The sequence below is a fragment of the Acidovorax sp. Leaf78 genome (assembly GCF_001422735.1).
Lineage (GTDB): Bacteria > Pseudomonadota > Gammaproteobacteria > Burkholderiales > Burkholderiaceae_C > Acidovorax.
In genome coordinates this window covers 552226-569159 of the sequence record NZ_LMLZ01000021.1, presented here as the reverse complement: position 1 = coordinate 569159, position 16934 = coordinate 552226, and the positions used below count along the sequence as shown (strand labels likewise).

General features: G+C 67.1%; 19 protein-coding genes. 4 read left to right on the top strand and 15 right to left on the bottom strand.

Annotated elements, in window-relative coordinates:
* The first annotated feature begins 369 nt into the window (after positions 1-369).
* Positions 370-1452, top strand: coding sequence for a TRAP transporter substrate-binding protein (locus ASF16_RS18575; protein ID WP_056170587.1), 1083 nt, complete (start codon positions 370-372; stop codon positions 1450-1452).
* Between the two features lie 103 nt (positions 1453-1555).
* Here the strand turns inward: ASF16_RS18575 and ASF16_RS18570 are convergent, their stop codons facing one another.
* The 7 genes from ASF16_RS18570 to ASF16_RS18540 all read right to left on the bottom strand — a co-directional run bounded on the left by ASF16_RS18570 (position 1556) and on the right by ASF16_RS18540 (position 7308).
* A complete protein-coding gene (locus ASF16_RS18570; protein ID WP_056170584.1) occupies positions 1556-2122 on the bottom strand; it encodes a dihydrofolate reductase family protein in 567 nt (188 codons plus the stop codon).
* 152 nt (positions 2123-2274) lie between these two features.
* Positions 2275-2484, bottom strand: a complete 210-nt coding sequence (locus tag ASF16_RS18565; protein ID WP_056170582.1) for a hypothetical protein — start codon at positions 2482-2484, stop codon at positions 2275-2277.
* A gap of 32 nt (positions 2485-2516) precedes the next feature.
* Positions 2517-2930, bottom strand: coding sequence for a hypothetical protein (locus tag ASF16_RS18560; protein ID WP_056170579.1), 414 nt, complete (start codon positions 2928-2930; stop codon positions 2517-2519).
* A gap of 270 nt (positions 2931-3200) precedes the next feature.
* Entirely contained in the window at positions 3201-3692 is a 492-nt protein-coding gene (locus ASF16_RS18555) for a hypothetical protein (protein WP_235507432.1), read from the bottom strand.
* Positions 3693-3729: 37 nt separating this feature from the next.
* A complete protein-coding gene (locus ASF16_RS18550) occupies positions 3730-5268 on the bottom strand; it encodes a TRAP transporter large permease subunit (RefSeq protein ID WP_056170575.1) in 1539 nt (512 codons plus the stop codon).
* Positions 5269-5390: 122 nt separating this feature from the next.
* Entirely contained in the window at positions 5391-5930 is a 540-nt protein-coding gene (locus tag ASF16_RS18545) for a TRAP transporter small permease subunit (protein ID WP_056170573.1), read from the bottom strand.
* Between the two features lie 253 nt (positions 5931-6183).
* On the bottom strand, positions 6184-7308 hold the full coding sequence (locus tag ASF16_RS18540) for a substrate-binding domain-containing protein (protein WP_056170570.1): 1125 nt from the start codon (positions 7306-7308) through the stop codon (positions 6184-6186).
* A 55-nt stretch (positions 7309-7363) separates the two neighbouring features.
* Between ASF16_RS18540 and ASF16_RS18535 the strand changes: the two genes are divergently transcribed.
* The 3 genes from ASF16_RS18535 to ASF16_RS18525 are packed head-to-tail and all read left to right on the top strand — an operon-like array spanning position 7364 to position 9794.
* Positions 7364-8101: an ABC transporter permease gene (locus tag ASF16_RS18535; protein ID WP_056170568.1), complete on the top strand. Its 738-nt coding sequence runs from the start codon at positions 7364-7366 to the stop codon at positions 8099-8101.
* Positions 8102-8130: 29 nt separating this feature from the next.
* Entirely contained in the window at positions 8131-8883 is a 753-nt protein-coding gene (locus tag ASF16_RS18530) for a phosphate ABC transporter ATP-binding protein (RefSeq protein WP_056170819.1), read from the top strand.
* A complete protein-coding gene (locus tag ASF16_RS18525) occupies positions 8880-9794 on the top strand; it encodes a substrate-binding domain-containing protein (RefSeq protein WP_369817174.1) in 915 nt (304 codons plus the stop codon). Before ASF16_RS18530 ends, ASF16_RS18525 begins: the two co-directional genes overlap by 4 nt.
* A gap of 137 nt (positions 9795-9931) precedes the next feature.
* On the opposite strand, the gene ASF16_RS18520 is transcribed toward ASF16_RS18525, so the two are convergent.
* The 8 genes from ASF16_RS18520 to modA all read right to left on the bottom strand — a co-directional run bounded on the left by ASF16_RS18520 (position 9932) and on the right by modA (position 16898).
* Complete coding sequence (locus tag ASF16_RS18520) at positions 9932-10408, bottom strand: DUF2269 domain-containing protein (RefSeq protein WP_056170565.1); 477 nt, start codon at positions 10406-10408, stop codon at positions 9932-9934.
* On the bottom strand, positions 10405-10803 hold the full coding sequence (locus ASF16_RS18515) for a DoxX-like family protein (RefSeq protein ID WP_056170561.1): 399 nt from the start codon (positions 10801-10803) through the stop codon (positions 10405-10407). Before ASF16_RS18515 ends, ASF16_RS18520 begins: the two co-directional genes overlap by 4 nt.
* Positions 10803-11318 (bottom strand): SRPBCC family protein, encoded by a 516-nt coding sequence (locus tag ASF16_RS18510; RefSeq protein WP_235507431.1) that lies wholly within the window; start codon positions 11316-11318, stop codon positions 10803-10805. Before ASF16_RS18510 ends, ASF16_RS18515 begins: the two co-directional genes overlap by 1 nt.
* A 26-nt stretch (positions 11319-11344) precedes the next feature.
* Complete coding sequence (locus ASF16_RS27050) at positions 11345-12472, bottom strand: saccharopine dehydrogenase NADP-binding domain-containing protein (RefSeq protein ID WP_056170557.1); 1128 nt, start codon at positions 12470-12472, stop codon at positions 11345-11347.
* The gene (locus tag ASF16_RS18500; protein ID WP_082517023.1) at positions 12469-14202 is read right to left on the bottom strand and encodes an EAL domain-containing protein; all 1734 of its coding nucleotides are present in this window, start codon (positions 14200-14202) and stop codon (positions 12469-12471) included. Before ASF16_RS18500 ends, ASF16_RS27050 begins: the two co-directional genes overlap by 4 nt.
* 61 nt (positions 14203-14263) lie before the next feature.
* Positions 14264-15364, bottom strand: coding sequence for a molybdenum ABC transporter ATP-binding protein (gene modC, locus ASF16_RS18495; protein WP_056170554.1), 1101 nt, complete (start codon positions 15362-15364; stop codon positions 14264-14266).
* Positions 15364-16044 carry a molybdate ABC transporter permease subunit gene (gene modB, locus ASF16_RS18490; protein WP_056170552.1) on the bottom strand — a complete coding sequence of 227 codons (681 nt, stop codon included), beginning with the start codon at positions 16042-16044 and terminating at the stop codon, positions 15364-15366. Before modB ends, modC begins: the two co-directional genes overlap by 1 nt.
* 62 nt (positions 16045-16106) lie before the next feature.
* A complete protein-coding gene (gene modA / locus ASF16_RS18485) occupies positions 16107-16898 on the bottom strand; it encodes a molybdate ABC transporter substrate-binding protein (RefSeq protein ID WP_082517022.1) in 792 nt (263 codons plus the stop codon).
* Between the last annotated feature and the right edge of the window lie 36 nt (positions 16899-16934).

Genomic DNA, 16934 nt, shown 5'->3' with positions numbered 1-16934 from the left:
CGACGCTCAGGGGCGGGGTGGGGGCTATCTTTGCCAGTCGGTCAAAGCCGATAGCCGGTACTCAGGCCCTCCACCCCAACACCTCCACCATACAAGCCAGTTCCGCGGGTGCACTCGCATGGGGCGCGCCAGTTTCTGCGGCTGGTGATGGCGCTTGCGCGCTGTGACGCCGCAGAGCCATCGTTGGTGCTCTGAATGGCGATGCTTGCAGAACCCTGAAGCCCGTATGCGTGCGCCGGGCTTTCACGGGAAAACCCCCAAATCTGCGGGGGGGCATGTTCCTACAATCAATCGGGCTAGAAGGTCCTTGGCTGCGGGCGACCCGCTTGCGTGCCAGGGTGTGCAATCACAAGTATTCGGAGAGAACTCATGGATCGTCGTTCAATCATCAAGCAGGCAGGTATTGCCGGTGTGCTGGCTGCCGGTGTGGCACCAGCAGTGCACGCGCAAGCCGCAGTGCGCTGGCGCCTGGCATCGAGCTTCCCCAAGCCCCTTGACACCATCTACGGTGGTGCCGAAGTGTTCGCCAACGCTGTCAAGGCCATGTCCGGCGGCAAGTTCGAGATCTCGGTCCATGCAGGCGGCGAGCTGATGCCTCCCTTCGGCGTGGTCGACGGCGTGCAGCAGGGCTCCGTCGAAATGGCCCACACGGTGCCTTACTACTTCTACGGCAAGAACCCCGCATTCGCCCTGGGCTCGGCCATTCCTTTCGGTCTGAACGCCCGCCAGATGAACGCCTGGATGCTGCACGGCAACGGCCGCAAGCTGCTGGACGAGTTCTACGGCGGCTACGGCATGCTCAGCTTCGCAGGTGGCAACACCGGTACGCAAATGGGCGGCTGGTTCCGCAAGGAAATCAAGACGGCAGCTGACCTGAAGGGCCTGAAGATGCGCCTGGGCGGCGGCCTGGTGGGCGACGTGATGACCAAGATGGGCGTGGTGCCCCAGAGCATCCCTGGCGGCGAAATCTATCAAGCGCTGGAAAAGGGCACGATCGATGCGGCCGAGTGGGTGGGCCCGTACGACGACCAGAAGCTCGGCTTCAACAAGGTGGCTCCGAACTACTACTACCCCGGCTGGTGGGAAGGCGGTCCTGAAGTGGACTTCTTCATCAACAAGAAGGCCTTCGACGCCCTGTCGGCCGAGAACAAGGCCATCATCGCCGCCGCTGCCGCGCAGGCATCGGTGGACATGCTGGCCAAGTACGACGCCCGCAACCCCGTCGCCTTGAAGCAACTGATCGGCGCCAAGACCAAGCTGCTGCCTTTCAGCAAGGAAATCCTGGACGCTTCCTACAAGGCCTCGCTGGCCGTGTACGAAGAAAACAGCGCCAAGAGCCCCGAGTGGAAGAAGATCTACACCGACTTCGCCGCATTCCAGAAGGACCAAGTGGCATGGTTCCGCGTGGCCGAAGGCCGTTTCGACAGCTACATGCAGACCATCAAGCTCTGATCTGGCGCTGCGCTAGGCATTGCAACAAAAAACCGCGCTTCGGCGCGGTTTTTTTTATGGGCGGCGTGGAGAGGCTTCCCCCTTCCCCCTTCCCATTCCCCACTCATTCACGCGCGCGCCGGTAGTGCAGTGCGACGGCGCCGTTGCGCATAGGCGCCGCAGCAATCAACTCAAGCCGTCGCGTGCCGGGCAGCCCGCTGGCGTACAGCGTCGGGCCGTGGCCCGCGATGCGGGGATGCATCAGAAATCGGTACTCGTCGATCAGGTCCAGCGCATCCAGCGCCGCCGCGAGCTGGCCGCTGCCGAGCAGCACGCCAGCAGGTGTCGCGTTCTTCAGCGCCTGCACCTGTTCTAGTAAGTCAGCACCGCCAGCGATGTGGTGGCTTTGGGTCCACGGGAAATCTTTGCGTGTGGACGAGACCACGTACTTCGGCTTGGCCTCCAGCTTCACCGCCCACTCGCGCACGGCCGGCGGCGCCTGCATATCACCGCGCGCGACGGCCGGCCAGTAGCCCTCCATCATCTCGTAGGTGACGCGGCCCCAGAGCATTGCGCCGTGCTGGTCCATGAGCTGGGTGAAGAAGGCGTGTGTCTCGTCGTCGGCAATGCCCTCCTGGTGGTCGATGCAGCCGTCCAGGGTGAGGTTGAGGCTGAAGGTGAGAAGTCCCATGGGATGGCTCCGCGTTGGGTGATCAGGTGCTCAGGGCCGCTGTTGAGCAATTGCGGCCACTGCTGCGCTGTTGTGCCTTTTAGCCCATTGCCGCTCGCACCACGGGTGGGTACTGGCCCATCGCTGGTGTCGGGCCGCAGGTTCGGCTGCGCTCAAGTCTCGAGGCTCACTCCCAGGCTGTCCAGTTTTTTCGCATACGAGTCTCTGCGCTTTACCGCCTTTGCAGCGGTTTCGACGGCAGCCTGGACGGCCTTGGGGCCCTTGTTCTCAGCAGCCTTGATCAACCCGAGCTTGTGAGCGGCATCTGCCTGAGCCCGTCTGAACGTGGCGATGAGTTCGGAATGTGCAACGGATGAATTCACAGGTACTCCCACATCAATCGGCGCAGTGGACCTCAAAGCTTGACGCTGGTGCGCAGCAAGGCTGTCCTCAATTCGCGAGTGGCGGACTTCGAAACATCCACCTGTTGAACAGCCAGGTCGAACGGTGAGCCTGGCTTGATATTCGAAGGCAGTATCTTTTTTGCTGGATGCTTGCCAGGGTACGTGCCCTGACCCGGACACATGCGAACGGAAAACCCGAATTCGTCGAGGACCCCCTTCGCATACAGCTCTGCAAATTGCTGGAACGTCACGAAAGTGGAACGTTTGACGTCTTTGTATCCAGGCTCGTGGATGTCACGAACGATCTCGAATTTACCCAGCGAATCTCGCTGCGTATCGGTAAAGGGATGCAGCAAAAACGTCTGACGAACGCCATCCTTTTTGGACACCAGCGTGTGCTCCACGGCTATATCTGTTAACAGCATTTATTTCCTTGCAAAGCGCCATCAGTCGCCATGGTTGCCTTGGTTGCCAAAGTCGCAGACCCTGTTGAATCAGATCAGCTTGGAGCAGTCGTCGACGCCCCGTCTTTGGCTGACCGCATTGGGCCGATGCTGGAAGTCTATCCACACGGAGTGGCGCAGAGTCAAGATGCGACGGCCCACTGTTCACCAACATGCCGCGATCGAACGAAAAAAAACCGCGCCTCAACGCGGTTTTTTGGCGAGGCCGGCCAAGCGTCCTGCATGTCGCAATCACATCTGCCGAAACGCTTTCAGCTCCGCTCCGATCCGCTCGAACTCCGCCATCAGCTGCGGCGTGGCGCCATAGAACACCGTGAACTTGCCCGCCAGCGTGCGCACATACAGCCGCGGCGCAATCAACCAGCTCAAGCCCGGCACGCGGATCAAGCGCACGTAGGCCAGGTCGTCGAAAGCCATGGACTTGTCCCACACCCAGCGCTGGTGCAGGCCGCTGGGGGTGATGCGGGTGCGGCTGACCATGATGCTCCACCAGGTCCAGGCCATCAGCAGCAGGCCGGCGATGAACCAGCCCGTGCCGTTGCTCACGCCGCTGCCCAGGGCGCCGCGCGACCACAGCTGGTAGAACCACAGGGTGCAGCCGCCCACGATCAGCGAGGCAAAAAACCGGAAGGTGGGCGAGAACGCCGCGCCCTTCACTTCACCGTCTTTCGGGGCAAAGCGGAAGGGCTCCATCAGGGGCTGCGGCGTGATGTTCATCAGCATGCGCAGGCCACCTTGGTTCGTGCGATCACGGCTGCCATCACTTGGCAGGCTCGGCCGGCGCTGCCGCGGGGTCTGCCGGCGTGGCAGGCTCAGCGGGTGGCGTGGCAGAGTCACCAAAGGGGTTTTCGCCGCCGGACGATGAGTCCTCGTTGCGCATGTCGTCCACCGGCACTTCGATCTGCACCTTGTCGGTGTCGATCACCTCGGCCTTGGGCAGGAACATCGTCACGGTCTGCGGCACGAAGATCACGATGGCCACCAGCAGCAGCTGCATGATCACCCAGGGGATCGCGCCCATGTAGATGTCGCTGGACAGCACGGGCTTGGGAATGCGCCCCTCCTTGAACAGCGTGTTGGCGATGCCGCGCAGGTAGAACAGCGCAAAGCCGAAGGGCGGGTGCATGAAGCTCGTTTGCATGTTCACGCACAGCAGCACGCCGAACCAGATCAGGTCGATACCGAGCTTGTCGGCCACCGGGCCCAGCATCGGCAGGATGATGAACGCGATCTCGAAGAAGTCGAGGAAGAACGCCAGGAAGAAGATGAACAGGTTCACCGCGATCAGGAAGCCGACCTGGCCGCCGGGCAGGCCCGAGAGCATGTGCTCGACCCACTTGGCACCGTCCACGCCCTGGAACACCATCGAGAACACGCGGGCACCGATCAGGATGAACACCACCATGGCCGTGAGGCGCATCGTGCCCTGCATGGCTTCCCACATCAGCGACAGGCTCAGGCGCCGGTGGATAGCGGCCAGCAGCATGGCGCCGACCACACCCATGGCACCGGCTTCGGTGGGGGTGGCGATGGCAGTGTCGATACCGGGCAGGCCGCCCATGGAGCCCAGCACCGCAAAGATCAGCAGCGCCGACGGGATGATGCCGCGCAGGCACTTGAGCCAGAGCTTGGCGCCCGACATGGTGCGCGCTTCCTTCGGAATGCCTGGCAGGTAGTGCGGCTTGAACACACCCAGGAAGAACGTGTAGCCCGCGAAAATCACCACCTGCAGGATGGAGGGGCCCCAGGCGCCGCGGTACATGTCGCCCACCGAGCGGCCCAGCTGGTCGGCCATGACGATCAGCACCAGCGATGGCGGCACCAGCTGCGTGATGGTGCCCGAGGCGGCCAGCACGCCGGTGGCGTAGCGCATGTTGTAGCCGTAGCGGATCATCACGGGCAGCGAGATCAGCGCCATGGCGATCACCTGGCCGGCCACGGTGCCGGTGATGGCGCCGAGGATGAAGCCCACGATGATCACCGAGTAGCCCAGGCCGCCGCGCACGGTGCCGAAGAGCTGGCCCATCGAGTCGAGCATGTCTTCCGCCAGGCCGCACTTCTCCAGGATCGCGCCCATGAAGGTGAAGAACGGGATCGCCAGCAGCAGCTCGTTGGAGAGGATGCCGAAGATGTTGATGGGCAGGTTGGCCATGAAGACGGGCGGGAACCACCCCATCTCGATGGCGAAGAAGCCCGACGCCAGCCCCAGGGCGGCGAGTGAGAAGGCGACGGGGAAGCCGATCAGCATCACCACCACCAGCCCCGCGAACATGATCGGGGCGAAGTTTTCCATGTGCATTTTATTGTTCCTGAAATTCCGGGAGTGAGAGCGCGGCAGGCCGTCCTAGCAAGCGGGGCCGGGGTGCCGCGGGGTCTTCTTCATGGCGCGTCCTGGAGGGAGCGGCCGAAGGAGCGGGCTGCTTACTGCACCGGCTTTTCGTAGTGGGTGTTCATCTGGTAGATGCCGCGCAGGTAGGCCACGCGCTTGATGATTTCGGCCAGGCCCTGCAGGACCATCAGGGTGAAGCCGACGGGCATCAGGATGATGGCGGGCCAGCGGATCAGGCCGCCGGAGTTGCCCGACATCTCGCCCGACAGGAAGGCGCGCTCGAACAGGGGCCAGCTCAGGTACGCGATGAGCGCCATGGCGGGCAGCAGGAACAGCGCCAGGCCCATGATGTCCACATACACCTGCTTGTTGCCGCGCAGCTTGCCGTAGATGATGTCCACGCGCACATGCTCGTTGAGCATCAGCACGAAGGGCGCGCCCAGCATGACGGTGGCGGCAAACAGGTACCACTGGATCTCGAGCCAGGCGTTGGAGCTCATGTCGATGCCGTAGCGAACGAACGCGTTGCCGGCAGAGATGAGGGCGGCGGCGAGGACGGTCCAGGTGGCGATCTTGCTGAGCTTGCTGGAAATCCAGTCCATGCCCAAGGCCAATTTGAGAAGTGCTGACACGTTGTGTCTCCTGAGTATGAAAATGGGGCGGGCCCAATGCGCTGCCGGGCCCGAGGGTGTCTGAAAGTAACGCGCATCCTACTCCCCAAGCGCTGAAGAAAGCCTGACGCGCCGACATGGGGTTTTCCTCAGGGTCGGGCCCCTTCATCGGCGCATTCCGAGGCTTTGCGCACCGGTATCCCCACACCATTTTCCCTCTTGGCACCACCCCCGCATCATGCCCTTGTGCGGCATGCGCTGCCTGTATGCGTTCTCAAACCGCCTGGGCGCGGGAGGCGCGCTTGGGCTTGGCAAAGCGCCACCAGGGCAGCACCCGGCTCATCGCCAGCACCTCGCCGCAGCGCAGCGGCGTGTAGCCCGGCAGCCCGGCCATCTGCTGCAGCCAGTCGGGCGTCTGCAGCAGGGTGCGCAGGGCCAGGGTGGCGGGCTGGTCCAGGCTCGCCTTGAGGCAGGCCAGGTGGTAGCGCTCGCGCACCAGCGGCACAAAGCCCAGGCCGCGCGCCCGCGCCGCCAGCTCGATGCCCACGCCCACATCGGCCGCGCCGGCGGCCACGGCCTGCGCCACCGCGGTGTGCGATGGCTCGTCGGACGCATAGCCGGTCAGCGCGCCCGGTGCCAGCCCGTCCTGCGCCAGCAGCTCGTCGATGAGCACGCGCGTGCCGGAGCCCAGCGGCCGGTTCACGAACCGTGCCCCGGTGCGGGCCACGTCGGCCAGGGTGTTCAACTGCAGCGGGTTGCCCGGCGCGACGATGAGGCCCTGCGTGCGCTGGGCAAAGCCGATGACCTTGTGCAGGCCCGGCTGTAGCAGGGGCTGGTAGGTGCGCGCGGTCAGCGACTCGGCCTGGGCGTTCTCCACCGTGTGGAAACCCGCCAGCGTGCAGCGCCCTTCATTGAGCGCGCGGATCGCATCCACGCTGCCCGTAAAGCGGATGTCCAGGTGCAGCCCGCCGGTGCGGCCCGGCGTGGCGGCATGCGCCCGCAGTGCGGCCAGCGCGTCGTCGTGGCTGGCGTACAGCGTGAGCACGTGGGCCTGCGGGTCGAAGGCCACGGCGAACGCGCGCTCCAGGTCCGCATGCAGTGCCGCGATCTGCGGCGCCAGGCGGGCCTGGGCCTGCCGCTCGGCCCACAGCAGCTTGGTGCCGAACTCGCTGAGCTGGGCGGACTGCCCCTTGCCCCAGATGATGAGCTCGCCGCCCAACTGCTCTTCCCAGCGCTTGAGCGCACCCCAGACATGGCGGTAGGACAGGTCGAGCGCACGCGCCGCGCCCGAGATGGAGCCATGCTCGGCCACGGCCTGCAGCAGTTCCGGCAACGGGTTGCGAATGAGTGCAGTGCCCGCGTCGCGGCTCAGCGTGTAGTGGAGTTGGACCCTATGCACAGGATTTCATATGGCTGGATATTGGCAGGGTGCCTACGATAGCCCAATTCAATATATGTCCACGCTGACCGAAAGCGCGAGCACAGCGCTGCAACTCACCCTCTCCTTCGACCCGGTCCTGTGGGCCATCGTGGGCCGTTCGCTGTCGGTCAGCGCCACCGCCTGCCTGCTCGCTTGCGGCGTGGGGCTGGTGTTGGGCGCATGGCTCGGGGTGGCGCGGTTTGCGGGGCGCGGCGCGGTGCTGGCGGTGCTCAACACCCTGCTGGCCGTGCCGTCCGTGGTGGTGGGGCTGGTGGTGTATTTGCTGCTGTCGCGCAGCGGGCCGCTCGGGTCGCTGGGCTGGTTGTTCAGCTTCAAGGCCATGGTGCTGGCCCAGGCCATCCTGGTGCTGCCGGTGGTCACCGCGCTCACGCGGCAGGCGGTGGAAGACGCAGAGCGCGCGCACGGCGAGCAGCTGCGCTCCCTGGGCGCGGGCACGCTACTGCGCAGCCTGCTGCTGGCGTGGGACGAGCGCTACGCGCTGCTCACCGTGCTGATCGCATCGTTCGGGCGCGCCATCTCCGAGGTGGGCGCGGTGATGATCGTGGGCGGCAACATCGACGGCTTCACCCGCGTCATGACCACCGCCATCGCGCTGGAGACCAGCAAGGGCGACCTGCCGCTGGCGCTGGCGCTGGGCATGCTCCTGCTGGCCGTGGTGCTGGCGCTCAACGTGGTCATCGCCCTGGTACGCCGATGGCGCGAGCGGGTGGACGGCGCGGCCTCCGGCATGCCGGTGGGGGTGGCCGCATGAGCGCAGTGCACACCACCCAAGGCGTGGAGATGGCCGGCGCGCCAGGCCAGCCAGCCGCCAACGACGGCGCCCCGTGGGTGGACCTGCGCCACGTCTCGGTGCGCTATGGCGCCGTGGTGGCGCTGGCGAATGTCAGCCTGTGCATCGTGCCCGGCGAGCGCGTGGCCCTGGTGGGCGCCAACGGCAGCGGCAAGAGCACGCTGCTGCGCGTGCTGCACGGCCTGGCCGATGCCAACGGCGGCGGAGGCCTGCACTGCAACCGCACGCTGCGCCAGGCCATGCTGTTCCAGCGGCCGCACATGCTGCGCACCAGCGCCCTCAACAACGTGGCGCTGGCCCTGTGGCTGCGCGGCACGCGCTGGCGCGATGCCCGGTTGGACGCGCTCACTGCGCTGCAGCGCGTGGGTTTGCAGGGCATCGCCGCGCAGAACGCGCGCACCCTGTCGGGCGGGCAGCAGCAGCGGCTGGCGCTGGCGCGCGCCTGGGCACTGCGGCCCGATGTGCTGCTGCTCGACGAGCCCACTGCCAGCCTGGACCCGCACGCCAAGCGCGAGGTCGAGTCCCTGATGGCTGACTTCGCCGCCAGCCACGGCGCCGGTGGTCCCGCCCACCCGGTGACCATGGTGTTCAGCAGCCACAACCTGGGCCAGGTCAAGCGCCTGGCCAACCGGGTGATCTACATGGAGCATGGCCGCCTGGTGGCCGACTTGCCGGTGCATGACTTCTTCAACGGCCCCCTGCCCGAGGCCGCCCGTCTGTTTGTCAAAGGAGAACTGGTATGAAAAAAACCGCCCCCCACGCTCGCCACCCCGTGCCGTCGCTGTCGCCCGAGGGCTCCGCTTTCTCGTCCCGGGGTGGCCCGGCGGTGCAGAGTTTCAGGCTTTTGGGCCCTGTACCGCGCATTCAGCAAGCGCTGGTAGCTATTATTTTTGTAGCATCTGGCGTAGCGTCCGCGCAGAGCATCACGATGGCGTCCACCACCTCCACCGAGCAATCGGGGCTGTTTGGCCACCTGCTGCCCGAGTTCAAGAAGACCAGCGGCATCGACCTGAAGGTGGTGGCCCTGGGCACCGGCCAGGCGCTGGACATGGCGCGCCGGGGCGACGCCGACGTGCTGTTCGTGCACGACCAGGCAGCCGAGGAGAAATTCGTGGCCGATGGCTGGGGCGTCAAGCGCTACCCCGTCATGTACAACGACTTCATCCTCGTCGGCCCCAAGGACGACCCGGCAGGCACGCGCGGCAAGGACATCGTGCAGGCGCTGCAAAAGCTCGCGGCGGGCAACGGCAACTTCGTCTCGCGCGGCGACAAGAGCGGCACGCACGCTGCCGAGCTGCGCTACTGGAAGCTCGCGGGCGCCGACGCAGCCAAGGGCAGCGGCTACAAGGAATGCGGCTGCGGCATGGGCCCGGCGCTCAACATCGCGGCGTCGAGCAACGCCTATGTGCTGGCCGACCGCGGCACCTGGCTCAACTTCAAGAACCGCGCCGACCTGGCGGTGCTGGTGGAGGGCGACACCCAACTCTTCAACCAGTACGGCGTGATGGTGGTCAACCCCGCCAAGCACCCGCACGTGAAGGCACAGGACGCACAGAAATTCGTCGACTGGGTCGTGTCGCCCGCCGGCCAGCAGGTCATCGCCAGCTACAAGATCGGCGGCGAGCAGCTGTTCTTCCCGAACGCAGGAAAGTAATCCCCCCTGAGTCGCTGCGCGCCATCTCCCCTGGGGACGGCACCCGTGGCCCGGCGAAGCCGGCTCCACGGTGGCGCTGGATTGGGGCGCGCCGGTTGGCTAACCCCTGCGGGGTTGAAGCACCGTCCGATGGGGACTCAGCCCCACAGGCTCGGCTTGTTCACCATCAGGTAGAACACCACCACCATCGCCACGAACGCCGGGTAGCCCAGGGCCTCCCACCAGCGGGCGCAGCGCCAGTACTGCGGGGGCAGGGGGCTGCCTGTGCGCGCAGCCTCTGCCGCCATGTCGCGCATGCGCAGCTGCAGCCACACCACCGGCAGCCAGCAGGCGCCCGCCAGCACATACAGCCCCAGCGACAGCGTCAGCCACGGCGTTGTCAACGGCAGGCCCAGCATGTACGCCATGCCCAGCCCCGTGGCGGGCTGTACGAACACCGTGGGCGTGGTGAACCACCAGTCCGCCCGCACCACCAGCCGCGTGACCACGGCCTGCGCCTGAACGTTACCGCTGCGGTTGGTGAAGAACATGTAGAACGCCGAGCCCAGGCCCGTGCCCACCAGCAGCATGCTGGAGACGATGTGGATCCACTTGAGGATGAGGTACAGGCTCATGGTCGATCTGCGCGCGCGGCATGCGGCGCGTTGTGCAGCAGCACCCACAGGATGGCGGCGATGGGCAGGTTCTTGGTCAAGGGCCCCAGCGGGTGCAGCCACAGGTCGGGCTGGATCACGGTGGCCAGCACCGTCATGGTGGCCATCAGCAGCAGCGCGGCGGCATACGCGGCGCGGCCCGGGCGTAGCGCCATCCACACGCCCAGCACCGCATCGGCAGCGGCGCCGCCCAGAATGAGTGCCGTGGTCCAGCCGGGCGTCTGCAGCGCGGCCGGCAGGCCGGCCAGCAGGTCGCGGCTTTGACCGTGCAGCTCCCACACGCTGACGACAGCCGTGATGAGCCACACGGCCACGAGGCTGTAGCGCAGCAGGCGCAAGGTTGCTTGCGTGAACATCAGCGGGCTGGGGGCGTTGTGACAGCAGCGTGTACCGACACCACGGGCAGTTCGTGCCGACTTTGCTGCCACGTGTGGATATCGTTCGAATGGTGCTGCAAGAATTTCTCCAGGCGCTGGAAGCGATCACGCGTTTTGCGGATGAAAACCCAGTTCACCAGGGGTTCCATGAACCACCGCAAGAGCCTTGGACGGGTGCGGAATGTGTAGGTATATACCAGCTGCGAATGGCCGGAGCCCACGGGTTCGTGGCGCATCGATGCAGCCCAGTGCACAAACGGGAAAGAACGCCCGACCATGGTTGCCGCTGCCAGTAGGGGGCGGTCGTACTGTATGAAGCGGGTACGCATCGACAACGTGCGCAGAGCGCCTGCACCCGCGTTCTCCGTCATTGCGCCCACGCTGGGGCAGCTCGAACCATCCAGTACCTGCGTATCACGCACCAGAGAATCCCACTGAACTTTCCACTCATGGTAGTGAAATGCATCGAACACGATGTCTGCGCGTGCAGGCATAGGGAACGTCAACTTTCCGTGGGCCATTAGGCTTCTTCCACCACATCGTTCACCATGCCCCAGCGGTCGAATTCAGGCGCGAAGGATTCGAGTGCGAGCAGGCCCGTGCTGGTGTGCGCACCCAGCGGCAAGGGGTTGCCGGCCGCCAGGCGCCGCGCGAGCAGGATGGCGGCCATGCACGGGATCTCCGGGCCGTGGTCGTGGTCGGCCGCGATGTGCCAGGCGCGGCGGCGCGTGTGGCCGTGGGCATCCGTGCCGGCCACGCGCACCACCATGCCGCCCAGCGGCGTGCCCAGCACGTCCAGCACGCCGCCCGCGCGGTGCAGCAGCCCGGCCAGGCGCTCGGGGTGCGGCAGCAGGCCCCAGTGGCGCAGCGCGGCGATGGCGGCGAAGCTGCGCTGCGCCAGGCCCACCTCCAGCGCGGCTCGGAACACCACGCGGTCGCGCACCTGGTAGCGCTGGGGGAACAGCTCCAGGTCCGGGATGTCGCACACCGCGGCCAGGCGGGGGCGCAGCCGCTGGAAGTGCACCGGCACCGGCTCGGACCAGCCTCGCCGGGGCCGCCACTGGCCACCTTCCCACACCGGAATGGGCACGCCGCAGTAGCTCAGCACCGCCGCCAGCGTGGCCTGCCCGCGCGGTGCGCGCTGGGCGGGGGCGATACAGATGTCGATGCTGTCGATGTGGTGCCAGCCGGCGCACAGGCGGTCGATGACGGCGGACGACAGCGCGGGCACGGTGCTCGCGCCCGTGACGGCCGTGCGCTGTGCCGCAGCGAAGGTGCCGTGCACCGCCGCCGGGAAATCGCACACGAAGCGGCGACCGTCTGCCAGGTCGATGTAGTGCGCCCCGGCCTCGGCCGCTGCCTGCGCCACGGCGTAGGCCTGCGCCTGGAACGGGCCGGCCGTGTGGATGACCAGGCCCACGCCCCAGGCGCGCAACTGGTCGGCCAGGCCCGGGGCCTGGTGGTCCAGCGCCACGCCGCGTGCGCCGTGATGCAGCGTGGCTGCCAGCGCTTGCGCGCGGGCTGCATCGCGGCCTGCCACCAGCAGGGTCATGTGGTGGTTGCGGGCCGGGTCGCCCGCCAGGGCGCGGCAGATGCGCGCGCCGAAGTTGCCATAGCCGCCCAGGACCAGTGTGGTGAGAGTTGTCACGAATGAGAGGGATGAACGGAGTGCAGAAAGTCGGGCCCGGAGGCGCGCGACGCGGACAGCACCGGCGCCGCCGCAGCGCTGCCAGCGGCCGCCCGGGTGGTGTGGGAGAGCAGGGCCTGCAGTGCCTTGCGGCGCGGCTGCATCTCGTGGGCGTACCAGGCTGGCACGCTGGCCGATGCCATGGGCTTGCTGTACAGGTAGCCCTGGATGGCGTGCAGGCCCGCGGCCGCCACGGCTTGCAGTTCGCCCGCGGTCTCCACGCCCTCGACCACCACCGACAGGCCGAACTCGCGGGTCAGCGCGCCGATGTGCCGCAGCAGCGACTGCCTGCGCGCATCGCTGGCCAATTGCTGCACGAACAACCGGTCGCACTTGACGCCCGCGATCGGCAGGTCCGCCAGCATGCCCAGCGACGAGTAGCCGGTGCCGAAGTCGTCCATCACCACCGCGATGCCCAGCGTGCCCAGCGCCTGCAGCGCGTCCACCATGGGTGCACCCAGCGCGATCACGGCGTGCTCGGTCATCTCCAGCCGCAGCGCGTGGTGCGGCTGGGCGCGCTGCGCGAGTTCTGCGCGCAGCCAGTCGCAAAAGCCGGGCGCCAGCAGCGTGCTGGGTGCCACGTTCACGCTGATGGTGATCTGAAGCAGCCCCTGTTCGCGCCAGGCCGCCAGGCAGTCCAGCGCGTTGCGCAGGATCATGCGGTCCACATCGCCGGTGCGGCCCTGCAACTCGCAGGCCAGCAGAAAGATCTCGGGGTTGAGCGGGCCCAGGGCCGGGTCTTTCACGCGCAGCAGCGCCTCGAACTGCACGCCGGGCTGGCGCAGGTCCACGATGGGCTGAAAGTGCAGTGCCAGCCGGTCGGGCTGCAGCAGGTCGTGCAGCCGGTCGGCGATGAGCGACAGCTGCATGTCGCGCTCGGGGTTGTGCGCCATGTTGGACGCCCGCATCATCGACAGCCCGCGGCGCAGCAGCTGCTGGCGGCCTGCATCGAAGTGCATGTTGCGCAGCTGCTCCACGGCCAGCGCCGTGCCGAACACCAGCACGCAGACCAGCAGCGCGCTGTTGTGCGCCGTGTCGCCAGCCGGGACGCTGAGCAGGCCGAACGTGTTGACCAGCAGCCAGTGCAGCAGCAGGATGGCCGCGCCGCACACGGCTTTTTCTTCCCACGACCGGCGCAGCAGATGGGGTGTGAGGACGCTCATCTTCACCGCCCGGTGGCGAATGGATGTCCAGGTGGCCAGGCACAGCGCAATGGCAGCCGCCAGCACGATCGCCGTCCAGTTCACCGTGGCGAAGCTGCGCACCAGGTCCTGCGTGATGGTGAAGTGCGCCAGCAGCATGCCCGCCGCCAGGCAGGCCCCCGCCATCGCGATGTGCAGTTTGCGGGCGCTGGTGCTCAGCGTCGGTATGGTCAGGCGCGTGCTCACGGCCATGATGATGAGCCCGCTGAGTGCGGGCACCAGGTCGAGTGCCACCGCGTGGTGCGCCAGCTCTTCATAAAGAAAGAGGCCCACCACGTCCAGCGCCCACACGATGCAGCCGATGCCCAGCGATGCGTGCGATGCACTCACGCGCCGGCTGGGCGGGTCGGCCGAGAACGCCGTGTGCTCCACCAGGCGCTGGCACACGTGCACCACCAAAGACGCAGTCACCCAGAACAGCAGGCCCTGCAGCGGCGCAGGAAAACCCACCCCGAACGCCTGCGCGGCGTCATGCCAGATTGAAACCATGTTGCCCCACCCCCGTTGTAGGCGGTCATCATACGACCCGGGGACGGGCCCACTGTTGCGCTCAGTTGACGATGGCCACGCCCTTGATCTGTGCGTACACCGGCTTGCCCGCCACCAGGCCGAGCGCCTGGGCCGAACGCTCGGTCACCCGCGCCAACAGCCGCGTGGGCCCGGCGTCCAGCGCCACCATCAGCTGGCCCGGGCTGTCGTGCGCCACGTGGGCCACCGTGGCAGGCAGGATGTTGAGGATGCTCGTGCCTGCAGGCGGGGTGAGCGCAATGCTCACGTCCCGCGCCTGGATGCGCAGGCGGATCGGCGCGCCCACCGCATGCGCACCGGGGCTCACCAGCAGCAGCTGTCCGCCCGCGAAAGCCACCGTGGTCACCAGGTCGTGGTCGTCGTGCTGCGTGACGTGACCGTCGATCACCGTGGCGGCAGCGTCGCCATGGGCCAGGGGAAGGTCCAGCCGCACGAGCAGTTCGGCGGTGGGGCCGTGGGCGCGCACGCGGCCATCGTCCAGCAGCACCATGTGGGCGGCCAGCCGCGCCACTTCGTCGATGGCGTGGCTCACGTACAGCACCGGGATGTCCAGCGTGCGCTGCAGTGTATCGAGGTAAGGCAGGACCTCCGCCTTGCGCTGCGCATCCAGCGCGGCCAGGGGCTCGTCCATGAGCAGCAGGCGCGGGCTGGTGGCCAGGGCGCGTGCAATGGCCACGCGCTGGCGCTCGCCGCCCGACAGGGCCTGGGGCTTGCGGTCCATGAGGTGGCCGATGCCCAACAGGTCCACTGCTTGCTCCAGCGCCACCCGGCGGCGCGCGGGCGGCGTGCGCTTTTGGCCGTAGCCGATGTTGCCCTGCACCGTCAGGTGGTCGAACAAGCTCGCCTCCTGGAACACATAGCCCAGCGCGCGCTCGTGCGTAGCCCGCCAGACGTGCAGCGCGTCGTCCTGCCAGGTCTCGCCGTTGACCTGCACGCGCCCCGGCTGCGCACGCTCCAGGCCGGCGATGGCGCGCAGGCACGTGGTCTTGCCGCAGCCCGAGGGGCCGAACAGCGCGGTCACGCCGCGCCCGGGCAGGCGCAGGTCAACATCCAGCGTGAAGCCAGGGCGCGCCAGGTGCAGGCGGGCCTCGATCTGCTGAGAACTCGGTGGGTTGGCGCTCATCACGACACCATCGACGCCCGGCGCCGCGTGAGGTTCAGGCCCAGCAGCACCACGAAGGAAAACACCACCATGCCCCCGGCCAGCCAATGCGCCTGCGTGTACTCCAGCGCCTCCACATGGTCATAGATCTGCACAGACACCACGCGGGTGACACCCGGAATGTTGCCGCCCAGCATCAGCACCACGCCGAACTCGCCCACGGTGTGCGCAAAGCTCAGGATCGCCGCGGTGATGAAGCCCGGCCGGGCGAGCGGCAACGCCACGGTGAAGAACCGGTCCAGCGGCCCGGCGCCCAGCGTGGCCGCTGCCTCCAGCGGGCGTTGGCCAATGCTTTCAAAAGCGTGCTGCAGCGGCTGCACCGCGAACGGCAGCGAATAGATGAGCGAGCCCGCCACCAGCCCCCAGAAGGTAAACGGCAGCGTGCCCAGCCCCAGGCTCTGCGTGAACTGCCCGATGGGCCCATGCGGCCCCATCGTGACCAGCAGGTAAAAGCCGATCACCGTGGGCGGCAGCACCAGCGGCAGCGCTACCACAGCGGACACCGGCCCGCGCCAGCGCGACGGCGTGTGCGCCAGCCACCAGGCCAGCGGCGTGCATAGCACCAGCAGCAGCGCCATGGTGGTGCCGGCCAGGCGCAACGTCAGGCCGATGGCCGCCAGATCGGCGCTGGAAAAGGGCATGGAGCGTTGGAAAGGGTCTTGGGAGTCGAGAAACGGTGCCAGGCGATTTGCGCACGCGCCCTTCAGAAACTATAGCCGTAGGACTTGATGATGGCGCGGGCCTTGTCGCCGCGCAGGTACTGGAGCAGTGCCGTGGCCGCCGCGCTGTCCTTGCCCGGCGTGAGCAGCGCCGCATCCTGGCGGATGGGCTCGTGCAGATTCGCCGGCACCTGCCAGGCCGAGCCGCTGGTGATCTTGCCGTCGGCCATCACCTGCGACAGCGCCACGAAGCCCAGTTGCGCATTGCCCGTGGCGACGAACTGGTGCGTCTGGGCAATGTTCTCGCCCTGCACGAAGCGCGGCTGCAGCTGCGCGGTCACGCCCAGCTTGTCCATGGCCTGCATGGCGGCCAGGCCATAGGGCGCCAGCTTGGGATTGGCGATGGCCAGGTGCTTGAAGTCGCCGGTCTTGAGCACGGCACCCTGCGCATCCACATAGCCGGGCTGCGCGCTCCACAGCACCAGCGTGCCGATGGCGTAGGTGAAGCGCGAATTGGCCACGGCCTTGCCGTCCTTCTCCAGTTTGGCGGGCGTGGTGTCGTCGGCGGACAGCAGGATCTGGAACGGCGCACCATTCGTGATCTGCGCATAGAACTTGCCGGTGGCGCCAAACGACAGCTCGGCCTTGTGGCCCGTGTCGGCCTCGAAGGCGGTGGCGATCTTCTGCATGGGCGCCGTGAAGTTGGCGGCCACGGCGACCGACACGGTGTCGGCATGGGCCGACGGCAGCAGGGCGGCGAACAGTCCCGTGGACAGGCTGGTGGACCAGCCGATGGCAGTGAGGATGCGGGGCAGGGAGGCAAGGCGATGCAGCATGGCGGCGCGGCGCGGGTGGCGCTATTCATGAATTGA